This is a genomic window from Thalassomonas actiniarum (assembly GCF_000948975.2).
In the GTDB taxonomy this organism is placed as follows: domain Bacteria; phylum Pseudomonadota; class Gammaproteobacteria; order Enterobacterales; family Alteromonadaceae; genus Thalassomonas; species Thalassomonas actiniarum.
Genome location: NZ_CP059735.1, coordinates 2,789,890 through 2,807,640, shown reverse-complemented (window position 1 = coordinate 2,807,640; position 17,751 = coordinate 2,789,890). Strand labels below are relative to the sequence as shown.

The following is a 17,751-nucleotide window of genomic DNA, read 5'->3' as shown; positions in this document are numbered from 1 at the left end:
CACACCTATAAATTTTAATTAAAAAGAAATCGTTACCTGTCTCGGTTTGTTCTTGGCAATAAAGCAATTCCAACCGCTTAAAATCCCCCTTTCCAACTAACTAAGAAAACAAGCTCAACTGAGCATCGGTAATTTCAGCAAAGCTGGTACCGATAAAAGGCAAAATCGCATCGGCAACAGCCTCCAGCTGGCGCTCGATATAAAGATCATAATCCAGTGCTGCCGACAATTGCTCTTTGGTTTGCGGCCCGTTTAAGGTCAGCAAATATTCCACCCAGCCCTTATTCTGATACTTTAACGGTTTACCTTCTTTAGCATTTTGCTCATCCGCCAGCCGGGCGGCTTTCACATGGGGCGGCACATTCTTCACATAATCTTTCAGTTTTCGCCTGAGCCGTTTACGGTAAACCAGGCAGCCATCAAACTCTCCCGCACGGGTTTTCGCCACCATCTCTTTAACATAATCCGCCACTTCCAGGTTGTTGAATACCCTGTGGTATAACTCCCGCTGGAATATTTTCGCCAGCTCGGTCCAGTCGGTGCGCACACTTTCCAGTCCTTTGAAGATGATTTTTTGCTCGCCGTTATTTTCCACTAACCCGGCATAACGTTTTTTCGTACCGACATCCAGGCCGCGGATGGTGGGCATTAAAAACTTACTGAAATGGGTTTCAAACTCAATTTCCAGCTGGCTGTGCAAACCATATTTTTCACTAATGGTTTGTTGCCACTTTTCATTGATTACATCCTGTAACTCCTTGCCCAATGCCCTGCTCTGCTCTTGGTTATAATCGGCACTGATATCGACAAATATCGAGTCGGTATCGCCGTATATCACCTTGTAGCCCTTGTCTTCGATCCATTCCTTGGTCGTTTTTAATATCGCATGACTACGCTTGGTAATGGAGCCTGACAGACGCGGATCATAGAAGCGGCAACCATTGGAGCCGAGCACGCCGTAAAAAGAATTCATGATAATTTTAATCGCCTGCGACAAGGCGGCATTTTTCTCCCGCTTGGCTTTGTCACGCTCCGACCATAGCGATTCGATAATATCGGGCAGAAAGTGCTGCTCACGGGAAAAATAAGCACCGTCAAATCCCGGGATACTGGTATCCGGTGTTGCCAAGCCCTCTACCATACCCATAGGGTCAATTTTAAAGGTGCGGATAATGCTCGGGTACAGGCTTTTAAAATCCAGCACCAGTACATTGGTATAAAGCCCTGGAATAGAGTCCATCACATAACCGCCGGGTGATACCAGGGAGGAATGACCGTCGCCCATGTTGGGGGCAACATAACCGCTGCGGTGTAATTTCGGCAGGTACAAATTGGTAAAGGCCGCCACCGAGCCGCCAACCCGATCAATCGCCAGCCCGGTTAGTTGTGCCCTGAGTTTGGCAAAATCGAGCAGCAAGGTTTGCTCGAATATCAGCCATACCAGACGGCAGTCTTCCAGGTTATAGGCTGCCAGCGCCGGTTTGTTATAGAGAAAGTTATCGGTAATTTCTTTGATGCGATTATCGACATCGTCGACTTTTTTCCCTACGCCCAGCAAGACATTGGCGACATAATCTAGGGTGAAACTCGGGAAGTTATAGGTTGCGGTTTTTAAAACATCAATGCCGTCAAGCACCACACGTCCGGCAATTTCCAGGTATTTTTGTTCGCTGTTTTTATTTTTACGCCAGTAGGCGGGTTTATTGTCGCGGCCTATGGTAAAACTGATGCCATATTTATCGCAGCGTTTTTGCAGCAGGTCCATATCAAAGTTAATGACATTCCAGCCGATGATAATGTCGGGATCATAATCGCGCAGCCAGGCTAAAAAGATATGCAGCAGCTGCACTTCATTTTCTATCCAGACAATATAGTTAGCCCCTGCGCTGTCCGTATTGCCATCAGTATCGGTCGGCGCCGGGCCTATCATAAATACTTTCTGGCAGGTATCGCTGTAGGCGCCTATGGAATAGAGGGTTCCGTCCATGGCACATTCAATATCGATTGATATCATCACCAAATCAATATCTACCTGCTGTGCCCGGCAACGGGCATTGGCTACTTCAAGGTATTGATTGCCCGAGCCATCGCTGCTATTTACTTCACGTAAACGCTCGTCACCAGCCCCTTCCCCGCCGACAAAAGCGATTCCGGCGGTAATAAAACGCTCCATCAAATAACGGTCGTCCGGGCGAAAGTCGTCTTCATAACATTTAACCCCGCCGGTTTTTAAACACTCCCGGGCGCTGTAAAAGTCGCGCATGGTATTAAAATAAAAACCCGTAACCTCATCCTGGCCGAAGGTTTTTAAGGCTAAAGGGGCGGTTTTCGCCGCTGCTATCTGCTGCTCGTTTAACAGCTTTTTAGCCAAGGCTACCTGGTTGTTGATAACAAAAAAGACCGACTGTTCATTTTCTATCAGTAATTTTACCGCCCCCTGCGCCGTTTTTAACCACAGGGTGATCACTGTGCCGTGGCCGAGATCCTGCGATTGGCGGGTAAGCAGAAAACCATTTTTCACTAATTGATTCATTAAGCTGAGATAAACTGATAAAATAAACCTGGTAATATATACAGCAGTGTAAAACATCTACTACACTTTGAACATCAAAATTGTCATCTTGGCCGGTCAAAGTGAAATAAAATGTACCGCTGCCGCTATTTTCCTTGCCATAGTCAGCTTAAGCAAGTGAAATAACGCGCAAGGCAACGCATGTGTTAGCAGCAACGCTTTGCCAGAAAATTTAAACAACCTTGACCATCAGGAAACCAACGCAGGCATGTTAAGCGACAAGTTAAAGCAAGCAATCAGACAAGCATACAAAGCCATAGGTGAAAACTTGCCTAACTTTAATCCCCGCAAACAGCAAACCTTTCTGATAGCAGAAATTGCCAAAACCCTGGCGGGCGACTACGACAAAGCGCGTAAAATCATTACCATAGAAGCAGGCACCGGCACCGGAAAGTCCCTGGCCTATAGCCTGGGTTCCATTCCGATAGGCCTGTCGAGACAAAAGAAAGTCTGCATCTCCACCGCCACCGTCGCCCTGCAAGAGCAGCTGGTGGATAAAGATCTGCCGTTTTTAAAACAGCATTCCGGGCTAAACTTTAAATTCACTCTGGTCAAAGGGCGCCAGCGTTATGTCTGCCGGCAAAAACTCAGCCATGCGGTAACCACAGACGACCCCCAGGCAGGTTTTACCTTTGCCGAAAAACCCAAAGCCAGCGATATCAAAACCCTGAACAAGATGTTCAAAGCCCTTAATGACGGCAGCTGGTCGGGCGATATCGACTCCTGGCCGGAAAGCGTACATCATAATATCTGGCAGCAGATCCAAAGCGATAAACACAGCTGTTTGCGCCACTTATCCGAGCACACTCATTGTCCGTTCCATAAAGCCCGCGACACCATGGACGAGTCGGATGTGCTGGTCATCAACCACAGCCTGCTGCTGGCCGATTTAGACCTTGGCGGCGGCGTGATCTTACCTTCACCGGAAGACACCTATTATATTATCGACGAGGCCCATCACCTGCCAAAAGTCACCCGGGATTTTGCCAGCGCCAGCGTCACCGTTAAAGGGGCGATCGACTGGCTCGGCAAGCTCAGGGAAACCGGCGATAAAATTGCCAAACTGATCAAGTCGCAACGGGCCATTGCCCCGTCAATCAGCCTGGCGGATGATTGCCAGGATTTGCTGGTAGAGCTGCAAAAAGTACACACTTTTATCGAGAATAACCAAAGCGTTTATTTTCACGCCGAAGGTGTCTACCGCTTTGAAAACGGCATTTTGCCGAAAACCCTGAAAACCTGGTCCGCAGATATCAGTGAACTCAGTAAAAAAGCCCTCGGGCATATCAATAAACTTTATGCTCAGCTGATGGAATCGGTCAAAGACGGCGATACCCAGATGTACCTGGCAGAACCTTTGCTGGCAGAAGCGGGCTTTATGATCTCACGGTTGGAAAATTTCGCCGCCCTATGGCAGATGTTTGATAAAACCGACAGTGAAAAAGGCGCCCCGCTCGCCCGCTGGATTGAAAAATTAGAAGGCAAACGCCAGGACTACCTGCTGTCCGCCTCGCCGATAGAGGTAGGTTTTACTTTAGAAGACAAGCTGTGGAGTCAATGTGAAGGGGCGGTATTATGCTCGGCCACTATCATGGCGCTTAACTCTTTTGATCATTTCCGTTTCCAGGCGGGACTTAAAACCAACGACGGCACCCAATACCAGCAGGTAGGCTCGCCTTTTGACTATATCAACAAAGCCAGATTAGTGATCCCGAAAATGCGCTATGAGCCCAGCGCCGATCAGTTCACCGATGAGGTTATCACGAAATTGCCCGCCCTGCTGAAACAGGGCAATGCCTCCCTGGTCTTGTTTTCTTCCTACTGGCAGATGGACAAAGTCGCCACTGCCCTTAGAGACAAGCATAAGCTTGACATACAAGTGCAGGGAGAGCAGTCGCGCCAGCATATTATCGATTTGCATAAAAAGCGTTGCGATAAAGATCAAACCAGCATTATTTTCGGCACCCAAAGCTTTTCCGAAGGACTGGATTTACCCGGCAAATACCTCACCAATTTGATCATAACCAAACTGCCGTTTTCCGTACCGACTTCGCCGGTAGAAGAAGCACAGGCGGAATACATCACCGCCAAAGGCGGCAACCCCTTTATGTCGATTTCGGTACCGGAAACTTCGAAAAAACTTATCCAGGCCAGCGGCCGCCTGCTGCGCAATGAAAAAGACGAAGGCATTATCACCCTGATGGACCGGCGCGTGGTCAGCAAACGTTACGGCAAGCAGCTGCTCGACTCCCTGCCGCCGTTTAAACGCATCGTTGAATAAACTTTACCTGGTCACGCCTGCTCAGCCATGAGCCCGTGACCTGCCTTTCACCCCGAACATAATAAAGGGGCGGCACTAGTCCCCGCCCCTGCCATAAGGTTAGGATTTCACCACAGCAATCACGGTATTAAATATCGCTTCCCCGATACCACTGCCGCTCGATGAGATCGGACAGACAATAGGCTGTCCCTCCGGTATTTCAATGGCAGCATCGCTATCACAGTTAACTCCTTCTTCAGGCGCCAGAGTCTCTGTGCCCAGCACCACCTGGCGCAGATCGTTAATCGCACCGCTACCGGCCCCGATACCTATTACCTTAATGCCTTTATTCTTTAAGGCTGTGATGGTTTCAGCGAAGGTGGGCCCCGGATAACCTATGATCGGCTCAAGATCCGAATTCGAATCATTCTTGACATGAAAGCTGGCGTCGGTCCACAGGATCATTATCCGGATCGGCTCCAGGCTTGCCACCGGCGAGTTACGGAAAGTAGCCCCTTTCCCGGCAGGAATATTCGCACCGCCATGTCCGGCCACCGTCTGCCCGGCCCCCGTAGCTCCCTGGAACAAGGCCACCAGCTGGCTCTCCCGGATATCGTTGCCGCTGCGGATCCCCAGGGCATTAATACTGTTAATAATGGGCTTGGCACCGCTACCATCTTCGATACTTTGTATATCCAATACCCGGTTATAGGCCCTGTCTGTGCTACCTCCCCAGGGCGTGATCGGATAATCTTCAAACTGGGCCAGACCGATATGGATATTTAAGCCACTGTCATCGAGCTCATCGACTAAAGAAGTCGCCTCTGCGCGAAAAGAAGCCAGGTCATCGCCAAAACTGCCGGAAGTATCAACAACCATAAAGACATCAACCGGCACCAGCAAAAATTCTATCGCCGCCCCTAAGTCCACTATCTTGCCGCTAATGGTATTTACCCCGGCATTTTTTGTTGCCGTTGCCAACAGTATTTTTCTCAGTTGCTCCACTTCAAGCGCACCATCGGTTGCCAGCATAAGTCCGAGCGCCCCCGCCGTAATAGGTGAAGAAAACGAGGTGCCGTCCACACGCCGGTAATCGGCGGCATCTAACGGCGCAGTAAAGTCCGTCGGCGCATAAACCGAGACCCCGGGCGCGGCAATATCGACACCAGCCCCGGTGTTGGTAAAATCTGCTACGCCTGCGGTTTCCGGGTCTGCCAATTCATTCGAAGCCCCCACGGTCAGGACATTGTCGGCATTAATGTTAGCAGGAACAGCATCCGATACTGCCAATGAGCTATTTCCTGCTGCCACAACAAACATCACATCCGGATGGGCACTAAAACGGCGCTGATAGAAGTTTGTCAATGCGTTAAAGTCAAAGTTAGAGACGCCAAAACATTTCCGCTCTGATCTCGCGCTGGCAACCGTTGCCTGTGCCTGAAGCGTTGCGACATGTGCTTGTGTCTGTGCCTCTGTGGTTGCATTCACCTTCAACTTGACCCTGGTAGTGCCTGAACGAAGCACCGTCCCGCCCACTAAGGTTGCCAGGGTTGCTGCCGTACCCGCAGGCGCTCCCGGATTCAGGAAAACAATTACAGTATCAACCGGCAATGCGCTTTTACGCGAAGCGCCAAAACTCATATTGATGACTTTAGCCCCGGCATTTACCATACGTGAGACCAGGGTCTGGTTTTCCATAAAGGAGCCCCCCATTCGCCGGGTATCAAGTTTATAGGGTACACTTGAGCCGTCGGCCGAAGCATCGGTTACCCCGCCGAGCACACCGTTAGTTTCAAACGCACCACCGCTGCCGCCTTTGTTACCGGCCCCTATCACCCCGGCAACAGCTGTACCATGATCTTTGCTGCCGGTGCTGCATTCGGGCTTGGCTGCCCAGCCGACATCGCTACGGGTGGAACCCGGGGTAAAGGCTACACCGCTGAATTCACCATGTCGCTGGAACCCCCGATCGAGCACCCCGACAACCACAGGCGAAAAACTATGCCCGATATCGAATAAAAGATCCCAGGCATCAAAGGCCCTGATTTGTTCATAAGCACTGTTGTTGATTGCCGGTAGGGCTTGTGCATCGTTATTGGCAGCCTCAGGTTCAAGTACCGAGTCTGTGGTGTAATTGCGTATCGCCATGACCACCCTGGGATCTATCAGCAAAGCATCGATAATAAGATCGAGTGCTTCTATGGTTGAGCTTGCCACCCTCAGCTGATACAGGTTTGCCGTCGGCGCAAAACCTACCACTTCTCCCGCCTGGCTTGCTGCCAGGCTTTGTGCTGTTGTTATGTCCTCGCCGTCGATAAGGGATACCAGTACTTCATCAACAGCAAACTCCGCCCCTTCGCTGATGACAAGTTTTTCATCCGGGGTCGGACTGAAGAAAGGTTCAAGATCGGTGCGTACTAAGGCCGTCTCAGACAAAGTTCGCCGCATACTGCCCCGGTAGGCAACAGAAACACGATATTTCAGCACACTCGGGGTTGCCACCAAAACACCAAACTCAGTGGTGAAAACCAAGTCCCCCGCGATGCTGTCGCCGTTACTACCGTCATCAAACATAGTGGCGGCAACCGTCAACCTACCGTCTTCCTGCACCTGTAACAAACGAACACTTGCCGGGATCAAATTATCATCCGGTGCAACCCTGGCCGCAAACCTGACCGTGGTAGGCGTATCAACAAACACCAGCGCCGGTGTGGCAACAACAGATTCGACCCGCTGCACTGCGTAAGATGGAGCTGTGGTTAACACAGCAACACCAAACGCCAGCATGAACTTTACCTTGTGATACCTGAGCCATTTAGAGCGCATCACCACTAATATTAACAAGGCAAGCAGGGTTATAATCAATACCGACGGCTCAGGCACTGGGGTATCTAAAGGGCTAAAGTCAAACTGATCCAGGGTAAAAGACCCGCCGAAGGGGTCCCCTTCAAAAGTCACCCGTGAAATCCCCAGGGCAGAGCTTAGCGACAACAACTCATTAGGCGAAGATCCGGCCTCACCGCTCAGGGCAAGATTATTGAAAAAGCCCGATGTATCGGTATCGAGCAACGAATTGCTCAAGTCAAACGCTGCCGCACTCAACCCCGCGGTATAGGTAAACAACCCCGAGACGCTAAATACCGGCGTATCGAACAAGACCTCAATCAAGCCAAATTCATCGAACACTACCTTGTCTCCGGATACTGGCGGAAACTCGAATTCGTTTAATGAGATGCCTGCGGTCAACACCGTTGCTCCGGAAAAGGTCAGCCCGGGAAACTGGGTGGTCACAGCTTCAAGATCAGAAAGGGTATCAAAGGTTATCGGTATCGCACTTGCTAACGTGCTTGTCGTTAGCATTATCGTTGCGAAAATGGCTCTAATGAGTCTAGTCATGGCAAAACCTCCTTACATTATCAGTTTGCCGACATGTACAGTTTTATAGCGTGTTCTTTTGCGGCGGACAGCCCATATCCCCATCATTTTTTGGTGGTTTTATTCCGCCAGAGCCCGAGAAAATATCGTTGGTTTTCGCCGATTCACGCACGTTAGCAGCAAACGCAAATGAAACAGCGCTCTTCCTCCTTAGTGTTGTCAGAGATGAGCTTAGATAGTGTAGACAAGTATCAGCAGAATATACGTAAATCTTCGTACAAACTTAAACATGCTATGTGCCTTGTTTTCCCATCAGCCTCTTTTACCTCTCAATCAAAGTCCGGCCTAAAGCTGGGAAAGCTCCACCTTGTTTTAGTTGATACTTATCTTTGTATTTAATCTCAAAGCTTGTTTGCACATGATCATGGTCGTTTGTTCCGGAAAATTGCCGATATAATTCACCTTACCCGAATAAGCCACCATGCCCCTCCTTAAAAGTGCAACTTAGAGAGTAAATTACTCACCTGAAAGCGATTAAAATCTCAGAAAATTCGACATAGCAGAACAAGCCTCTGAATTTGCTTATTTTTATGTTTTAAAAATATTTAACTTTGCCGGGAAACATTCAGTGCCGGCAATGGCCTACACGCCAGCATTTAGCAATGGCATAGAAGAAAATGCTATTAAGATAGAGGTTGAGGCAACAACTCGATACCATAACGCCAGAAGCTTGGAGAAGTCTTTGTTTTTATGATAGATTACCTAATTGAAGAGTGATTACTTTAATTGATTTTGTTTTATTTCAGCCTCCACCTTTAACCATAAAGCGCACTGAGTTAACAAGATTTACGGCCCGATAAAGATCCAGGATAATAAATGTCTTCCCGTTTGTTACTTTTTTTTATGCTTTTCCTCATGCCCTTATCTGGCGCAATGGCTACCGAGTGTGCGGCTATCTTCACATCAGATGAATCATTTTCAGTCAACGGCGCTTCAACCATTAACAACACTAATGTCTGTAATAGCGGCAGTTGCGATACCCCGAGCAGTTTTAGTACAACTTCACCGCCTTCCCTATCTGGCCGCCCCAATGATTTTAACACTACCGAGATAAGCAGTGGAGCGACTAAATATAATCACTGGACCCTGCCCGCTGATGGCGAAATTACCTTTAGCGGTGCTGGCACGGCTGTGCTTTATTTTGTCGGGGGACTGACCATACCTGAAGGCACTAAGCTGAATGTCGGCGGGGATCCGGCCAATGTCTTAATTGTTGTTTCAGGGGCTTTAACTATCGCGCAAAATGCGCAAATAAACGGCAATATCTATGTGTCAGGCAGCGCTTCGTTGCATAACAATATCACCTATAACGGGGGGCTTGCGGTTGGCGGCGCTTTATCGGTAAGCGATAACGGTAACTACAATTTTTCTCCTGCCTACGTCAATAATATCGATGCCGCAAACTTTTGCGAACAAACCATCACCCAGGTGCATCATTATGAGATCATCCATAATGACCGGGGCTTAACCTGTAAGACAGAAGAAATCACCATCAGGGCCTGTGACGTTAGCGATTGCACAACACTTAGCAATCAGAATATCACCTTAGATTTTCTTGTTGATAATGTTGTCACTCCCATCAGCTTTTTAGGCAGCACTACGGTTAATTTACAGCATGAAACCCCGGGCACTGTGACCTTATCGCTGGACAACATCACGCCGGGAACAGGTAATGACCTGCTCTGTTCAGCACCCGACTGTCAAATCACCTTTGCCGATGCCGGTTTTGTTTTTTCCGCTATAGACAACCAGGTGGCAGCCGTGCCTTTTTCAGATATCACCCTACAGGCAGTGCGGGCCGGTGATGACGGCAACGGCGGCGTATCCTGTGATCCCAACATAGATTTCAATGATATAACCATAGACATAGGCCTTGCACAGGAAAATATCACCCCTTCGGGCACTTCTGGGCTGGAATTTTTTATCGGAGACGATGACACGGCCTTGCAAAAATATCCCGGTTACAGAGCGGTGTCGCTGAAGTTTCTCAACAGTTATGCCACGCTCAGCAGCCCCAATTACCTCGATGCCGGCGAAATACAGTTACGTGCCAGTTTTAACACTGCTTCCGGCGGAAACATTACCGGCATCAGCAACCGCTTCTGGGTCAGGCCGGATATGCTCAAACTCAGCGCCCAGGCCAATGGCACAGATTTAGATGCCATTTCTGCCACAGCCAGCCCGACCCATAAAGCCGGAAACAGCTTTGACCTAAAAGTCACTGCGGTCAACGCCTCAGGTGATATCACAGAAAACTATTCCCCCGGTCAAATGCAGTTCAAACTGACCAGAACCGCCCCCACCAGCGGTAGCAACGAAGGCAAGTTAACCTATGCAGAGGGTGAGCAGATCACATCCGCACTTAACGCCAGCTTTGAAGATGTTACCTTAAGCAGTTTTACCTCCGGTAGCTCAGGTTATGATCAGGCCAGTTATTCCGAGGTCGGCCTCATTAACCTGGATGTGCAGGACAGCAGCTATGGCAGCAGTGATATGACGGTACCCGCCAGCGCGATAGCTATAGGCCGATTTATTCCCGATCATTTCACCCTGGTGGATAACCCTGCGGAAGTTTCGGGTTGGTGTGGCAGTGGCAGTACCAAGTTCACTTATATGGACCAGCCCCAGCTGCATGTAGACTATGCGCTTGAAGCACGAAATAAAACAGGGGAAATAACAAAAAATTATTTCGACCATGCCGATCCCGATCAGGATTATGCCAGAGCCAGCGTGACCCTGGTGGCAGAAAATAATAACAACGGTGACGGTGAAACTTTCCCGACCAGGATCACGGCTTTTAGCGGCAGCTGGATTGAAGGCAGCTATAAACCCGCAAATACCACAGCGGCTTTCCCAAGGAACAGCACACCTGCCGCCGCGATCGACGGGCCCTTTGAATTGCTGCAATTAGGCTTAACCCTGACAGATGAAGACGGGCCTGTATTAGAGGAACCTTTCGATATGCTGGCAACAGAAGCAGGCCCATGCACCCTGGATGAAGACCCGATCACCGACTGTAATGCTATCCAACTCTCCGGCAGCGCTAAACTGCTTTATGGCCGCTGGTATATCGAAAATAACTTTGGTCCGGAAACCGCCAACTTACCTATGATAATGTCGCTGCAATACTGGAATGGCAGCAGCTTTATCACCAACCTTGACGACAGCTGTACCAGCTACAACGGCGAAACCATTAATAACTACGCCTTTGACAGCAACAACCTTAATCCCGCACTGGACGATGATCCCACCATAGCTGCCACCACAGGCATAGGCACTTTCGTTAACGGCAGCAACAAGCTGTTTCCACTGATGTTAAACGCCCCCGGCGCCTATAATGTCGGCCACACCTATTATATTTACGGCGGCAGCAATAACATCACCCCGGATTGGCTTAAATATGACTGGGACAACGAAGACGGTGATTTTAACGGTCCCTATGACGATAACCCCAGGGGCCTGGCCAGTTTCGGCCAGTATCACGGCAATGACCGTATTCTCTACTGGCGCGAAGTAGAGTAATCCTCCCAGTTACCGGGCTTTGTCCGGTAACCTGCCCCCAACGATTAACTACCCTTTACCGCTTGCGAATGAAATTTCCTGATAAACAATGGAAATTTCAAGATTTATTGGTCTTCCCCTCATTTGCCACCATACTCAAATAAGCTGGTAAGCAAAAACGTCAACTCATTTAAAAACAAAGTTAACATTAGCCATTAAGCTGCAAGGAAGGAAAGAATGTCATTTCGCCTGTTACTCTTTTTTATTCTTTGTTTATTTCCCGTGTTTATTACCCAGGCCACCGACTGCACCGATGTATTTCCCGGACCGCAAACCTTTGCCGTAAAAGGCAGTTTGAGTACTGAAACCGGCGTCACCTGTAACGGTAGTAGCTGCAGCGCCGCCAGCTTTACCGAAGTAACTTTAAAAAGCATCAGTAACGGCGGAGACTTTAATGACAGCACGATCTCAGACGGAGTTACCGATTATAACGGCTGGGGCCTGGGGGACAATTCCACCGTTACCTATAACGGCACCGCTAACGGCACCGCGGTACTCTATTTTAAAGATAGCGATGTCGTGCTCAAAAAAGGCGTTAAAATCAATCAGGGAGGGGATCCCGCCAATGTATTACTGGTGTTCAAGGGCAAACTTAAAATAGAAGAAAATGCCAGGATCAATGCTTTTATTTATGTCAAAGGCAATGAACTCACCATAGAAAAAGACTCAGAGCTCGATGGCGGCATAGCAGCCAAAAAAGATGTCATCCTCAAAGAAAACAGTACCTTTACCTATACGCCATCGGATCTGAACAGTCTCGACTCCCAAGGCTTTTGTGATCAGGCAGCAGTTGCCATAGATCATTATGAAATCACTCACGACGGCAGCGGTTCAGTCTGCGAAGCTGAAACGGTTACCGTTAAAGCCTGTCTCGACGGCGGCTGCTCAAGTTTAAGCACAGATACCGTCACCTTAGACTTTCAGGCCGGCGGTATCACGAAAACCACCACAACCTTTACCGGCAGCACCAGCTTTACTTTCGACCATACCACGGCTGAAGTCCTGGTGCTCTCGGTGGCCAACCCGAGCATCCCCCCGACGAATGCACTCGAATGCGACAGCGGTGGCGGCAGCAGTTGCGATATCAGTTTTTCTTCTACCGGCTGCAGCAACGTCTGCGCGGCCTATTTCCCCAACACGGTACAGGGGCATGATGCCGGCAGTTCAATAACGTTTAAAAATAATGGGCAAGTCTTGGGGGATACCGATAACCTGTTCGCCTTTCCTTCATTAACCGATGAAACCGATGCCAGCCACGATACCTGCGGCAGCACAGATTGCACTATTTCCAACACCACCGCCCCGGCCTTGACCCTGCCGGTCTTTGAAACCACCTCGACCACCACAGATATTGCTTTATCCGCCGGTACCTCCACCATAGGTCCGGGTGGCGATTACGATATGACTGAAATTGATCAGCTAAGTTTAACCAGCAATGCCAATGTGACTTTTTTATCCTCGCCGACCGACTATAAAATTACCACCGGCTTGTTTCACAATAACTCCGTCATTACCCTCAATGCCGGCACCTATTGGTTTGACTTTCTCGAAATATTCAATTCCAGCCAGGTGATAGTCAATGGCCCGGTGATTATTTATGTCAACCAACATTTCGACATCGAAAACAACAGCCTGGTGAATGTCAACGGCGTTGCCCGCAATCTGGTATTTATCGGTTATGAGCAAATCCACTTAAAAAATGATGTACAAGTAAAAGCCGTGCTCTATGGCGCCGGCCAGGATGTGCATATTCAAAATAACGCCGTCCATACCGGGGCAATATCGGCAAACGGCACCCTGGAAATTAAAAACTCCGCATCCGTCAACTATGAAGGTATTGCCGGTTTAACCCTTAACGGACTCTGTGAAGAGATTGCAGATATTCATCATTACCAAATTATCCATAATAATCAGGGGTTAACCTGCGCTGCAGAAGAGATCACCATTAATGCCTGTGAAGTGGCCGACTGCTCGGTGTTAAGTACGCAAAACGTAACTATGGATGTGTACGTCGGCACCAAGAAAATCGCCGACACCCTTACCTTCCAGGGCACCAGCACCTTTGACTTTACTTATGCCATCGCCGAAACCGTCTCCTTTTCGCTGGATAATGTCAGTCCCACTGCCACAGATGGTATCGAGTGCTCTTATACCGGCTGTGAAATCACCTTCACCGATGCCGAATTTTCTTTTTCCGAAATAGCCAACCAGGTAGCGGGAGTAGAGTTTACCGATATTGTTTTAACCGCCACCAAGTCTAAACGTGCCGGCGCCGGATTTTCCTGCATCAGCGACGATACCTTTGTCAATCAAACCGTAACCATAGACCTGGCCCAGGAAAATATTGCCCCGACAGGCACCAGCGGCTTGCTATTTACTTTCGATGCAGACACCACCAGCCTGGCCAAATATCCAAGTTTTACCGCGGTAGATTTGGTATTTGACGGCGATGCTCAAGCCATCATTGCCAAACCTAACTATAAAGATGCCGGGCAAATACGCCTGCAAGCCAGTTATAGCAACGGCAGCACAGATATTACCGGCGCCAGCAACAGTTTCTGGGTCAGGCCCGATGCCCTCAAGTTAAGCGCACAAGCCAATAGTACCAACCTGGATGCCACCACAGTTGACGCAAGCCCCACCCATAAGGCCGGCGCCGATTTTGATTTTAACATCACCGCCGTCAATGCCGACGGCAACACAACCCAGAACTATACCCCCGGACAAATACAATTGATGTTGCAAAGAACCGGCCCCACCTCAGGCAGCAATGAAGGTAATTTTACCTATGCCGCCAGTAACAGTCTGCCAAGTTCCCTGACACCGGCCTTTGTCGATGTCACCTTAACCAGTTTTTCTGCCGGCAACTCCAGCTTTAGCAACGCCAAATATTCAGATGTCGGTTTGCTTAACCTGGATATACAGGATAGCGCCTATGGCGACGGCAGCCTGACGGTACCGGGTGCTGCCCTGGATATCGGGCGTTTTGTCCCCGATCATTTTACCCTATTCAGCTCCCAGGTTTCAGGCTGGTGCGGCGCGGGCGATCCGGATAATTTCGTTTATATGGACCAGAATGAGCTGGAAATCAGCTATCAACTCCAGGCCTTAAACCAGGCGGGAGAAGTCACCAAAAACTACTTTGACCACGCCAGCAGCGCTCAAGATTACGCCAGAGCCGCTATCAGCCTGGTGGCGGAAAATAATAATGACGGCGAGGATTTGGCATCTCGTCTATCCGGATTTTCCAGTAAGTGGGTTGAAGGGGTTTATACCCTGGAAGTCATCAAGGGTACTTTTAGCCGAAGTGCAACCGATCCCGATGGCCCGTTTGAAGCCCTGTTATTTGGCATCAAGGTGGATGACGGCGAAACACCAACACAGATCTCTTCGTTTACCGGGTTGGATATGCGCGTCGACACCGATGACACTTGTACCACTGACATAGACCCGGCCACCGACTGCAACGCCAAACAACTGAGCGGCACGGCAAATATACGCTTTGGCCGCTGGTTTGTGGAAAATAATTTTGGTCCGGAAACCTCAGATCTGCCGATGGTAATGTCGGTGCAATACTGGGACGGCAGCCGTTTTATCACCAATGAAGATGACAGCTGCACCCCTTATAACGGAGAAACCCTTGATAACTATGCCTTTGATAGCACAGGCTTGAACCCGGCTCTGGCCACAAGCCCGAACATCACCACAGGTACCGGGACTTTCATTAACGGCAGCAACAGCCTCACCCCTTTGGTGCTCGCCGCTCCCGGCGCAGAGAATGTCGGCAATACCTATTATATCTACGGCGGCAGCAATGATGTCACCCCGGATTGGTTAAAATATGACTGGGACAGCGACACGAATCATGACAATAACCCCAGAGGCCTGGCCAGCTTCGGCCAGTACCGCGGAAACGACCGTATTCTTTACTGGCGCGAGATTAATTAACCGGCCCCTGAAACTTGCCGTTATCGCCAGGTAATGGCTAGATAATATCCAAAGCCTTTAAATGCGCCCTCGCCAATTCGGGCCGCTTTTGCTGGACCTCGGCAAAGGTCTTGCCTTCAACATGAAAGGCAAAATAAAAAGTGCCGTGATTGTTTTCGACAAAACCGACATACCAGGCAATATATTGCTGCTTGCCTATGGGACCGGTGCCGGTTTTGGCAAAAAGCTGATAACGTGGCCCTTCTTCAACAAACATCAAATCTTTTAACTTACCGATACTCGCCCGGGATAAGGCAAAATCATTATTTTTAAGGGCCCGTAAAAAATACACCTGCTCAATGGCGGATATTTTCAAACTGCCGTTTAGCCAGAAATTGTCTAAACCCGAGCTGATATCCAGATTGCCGTATTGAAACTTTTGCATATAAGCCGCCATCTTTGCCGCGCCGATATCCCCCGCCAGCTGCCGGTAGACAGGCACCACGGAATATTTAAAGGCGCTTTTTAAATCATGTTCTTTCTGCCAGTTTTTTGGCCACCAGGCCTGAAAGGGATATTTTTCCTTATCATAACGCAGTGGCTGATAAATGCTCGCCACCGTGCCGGTTTCCAGCGCTATCATCGAATTGGCAATTTTAAAGGTGGAATAAGGCGACTGGGCTTGTGCCGCCCTGCCCGGGTTAACCTTTAACAGTTCATCATGAACTTTTGTTTCCAAAACTGTGTTGCTCTGACTAAGCAGCACAAAAGTGCACTGGTTTTCAGGGGCATTACAGGGAAGTTCAGCAACGGCTTTCGCCTGGCAGCTGATAGTTGTGGCCATTGTACTGATTGCGGCAACAAAACATAACGGGGCCAATCGGGACTGGGACAAAATAGTTTCCTTTACTTTATTATTTTACTTTAATAGAGAGCTATTATAGAGAGCAGCGATAGCAAACATACAATAAAACCGGGCTTTGCTCTCTCCTCAAAACCCGGCTTTCACTTATTGTCTTCTTTACTTTAAAAATTAACCTTAGGTACTTTATTTAAGAAAAATGTTTTAACTTAGCTATTAACGTATCGTATCCACTTTACAATACCCGGCCTCACCTCCTTACTTTCCTGGTTGTTAATTGACTTGGTCACAGAGATTAGTTTTTCGCAGTTTGCTCTACATTCTGATGTAATTTCACCACCACCCGGCGATCATAAAAACTGACTTCTTTTTTGGCATTGGCCACCACCGGCGCATTTTCACCATGGGCATAGGTTTGAATACGGCGACCGGCAACCCCTTGCGCTACCAGGGCATTTTTAACCGAATCCACCCGGGCAACAGACAAGTTATGGTTCAAGGTTTCATCCCCTTGTAAATCGGTATAACCGGAAAGATCTATCGACAAGGTTGGCGAGCGTTTTAGCAAATTGGCCAAAGCCGCAATTTGCTCCTGATAGTGCGGGGCAATGTCACTGGAGCCGGTAGAAAACTGCAGGCTCATTAGCAGGTTCTCCGCCTGCAGCTGCCCGGTTGCCTGATAGCTTTGCTGCAGCGCCAATAACTCTGCCTGATAGGCCTGCTCTGCCAGTTCAAGCTTACGGTTAAGGGCCATCAGGCTATGCTCCTGCTCCTGCTCTTGCTCCATTAAGGCCAGCTCGAGCTGATCCACTTCTTCGGTGGCATTGATATTTTTGGCAATAAAGGTACCGGCAATACCGGTGACAAAGGCGCCCGCCGGGCCGCCAAATATCGCCCCTAACACCATGCCTGTGCCTAAGCCCACTTCTTCACGTACTTTGGCCGATGCCTGTAATTCATCCTGGGTTTTCATGGCGGCGGCAAAACTGTTTGCGCTCACTACAGGGGCGCAGCTTAAGGCGCCGATAAGCAGCATATTGATCATTTTTCCTTTGCCGCCGGCTTTTTTGTCAAGGTTGCGGTTTGAAGCTGAAAGGTTAGTGTTGTTCATAATGGTATCCCCTTATTCGTTGC

General features: G+C 49.1%; 7 protein-coding genes. 3 read left to right on the top strand and 4 right to left on the bottom strand.

The window, feature by feature from the left end:
* Positions 1 to 100: 100 nt before the first annotated feature.
* Positions 101 to 2,521, bottom strand: coding sequence for a DNA polymerase II (locus SG35_RS12190; protein WP_236702524.1), 2,421 nt, complete (start codon positions 2,519 to 2,521; stop codon positions 101 to 103).
* Positions 2,522 to 2,780: 259 nt separating this feature from the next.
* Here SG35_RS12190 and dinG point away from each other — a divergent pair, with 259 nt between their 5' ends.
* Complete coding sequence (gene dinG, locus SG35_RS12185) at positions 2,781 to 4,853, top strand: ATP-dependent DNA helicase DinG (RefSeq protein WP_044831294.1); 2,073 nt, start codon at positions 2,781 to 2,783, stop codon at positions 4,851 to 4,853.
* A gap of 99 nt (positions 4,854 to 4,952) precedes the next feature.
* On the opposite strand, the gene SG35_RS12180 is transcribed toward dinG, so the two are convergent.
* Complete coding sequence (locus SG35_RS12180; protein WP_084692526.1) at positions 4,953 to 8,228, bottom strand: S8 family serine peptidase; 3,276 nt, start codon at positions 8,226 to 8,228, stop codon at positions 4,953 to 4,955.
* A 912-nt stretch (positions 8,229 to 9,140) separates the two neighbouring features.
* Here SG35_RS12180 and SG35_RS12175 point away from each other — a divergent pair.
* Positions 9,141 to 11,789, top strand: coding sequence for a DUF6701 domain-containing protein (locus SG35_RS12175; RefSeq protein WP_152646495.1), 2,649 nt, complete (start codon positions 9,141 to 9,143; stop codon positions 11,787 to 11,789).
* Between the two features lie 216 nt (positions 11,790 to 12,005).
* Positions 12,006 to 15,776 (top strand): DUF6701 domain-containing protein, encoded by a 3,771-nt coding sequence (locus SG35_RS12170; RefSeq protein ID WP_044831250.1) that lies wholly within the window; start codon positions 12,006 to 12,008, stop codon positions 15,774 to 15,776.
* 37 nt (positions 15,777 to 15,813) lie between these two features.
* Here the strand turns inward: SG35_RS12170 and SG35_RS12165 are convergent, their stop codons facing one another.
* Together SG35_RS12165 and pdsO are read right to left on the bottom strand one after the other, a co-directional pair.
* A complete protein-coding gene (locus SG35_RS12165) occupies positions 15,814 to 16,650 on the bottom strand; it encodes a penicillin-binding transpeptidase domain-containing protein (RefSeq protein ID WP_053042825.1) in 837 nt (278 codons plus the stop codon).
* A 262-nt stretch (positions 16,651 to 16,912) separates the two neighbouring features.
* Positions 16,913 to 17,728 (bottom strand): sortase-associated OmpA-like protein PdsO, encoded by an 816-nt coding sequence (gene pdsO, locus SG35_RS12160; RefSeq protein ID WP_053042826.1) that lies wholly within the window; start codon positions 17,726 to 17,728, stop codon positions 16,913 to 16,915.
* Positions 17,729 to 17,751 lie beyond the last annotated feature (23 nt).

Bases quoted from the DNA above. Each gene is read 5' to 3' on its own strand.
- pdsO (WP_053042826.1), bottom strand. From the start codon at position 17,728: ATGAACAACACTAACCTTTCAGCTTCAAACCGCAACCTTGACAAAAAA.
- SG35_RS12180 (WP_084692526.1), bottom strand. From the start codon at position 8,228: ATGACTAGACTCATTAGAGCCATTTTCGCAACGATAATGCTAACGACA.
- SG35_RS12170 (WP_044831250.1), top strand. From the start codon at position 12,006: ATGTCATTTCGCCTGTTACTCTTTTTTATTCTTTGTTTATTTCCCGTG.
- SG35_RS12175 (WP_152646495.1), top strand. From the start codon at position 9,141: ATGGCTACCGAGTGTGCGGCTATCTTCACATCAGATGAATCATTTTCA.
- dinG (WP_044831294.1), top strand. From the start codon at position 2,781: ATGTTAAGCGACAAGTTAAAGCAAGCAATCAGACAAGCATACAAAGCC.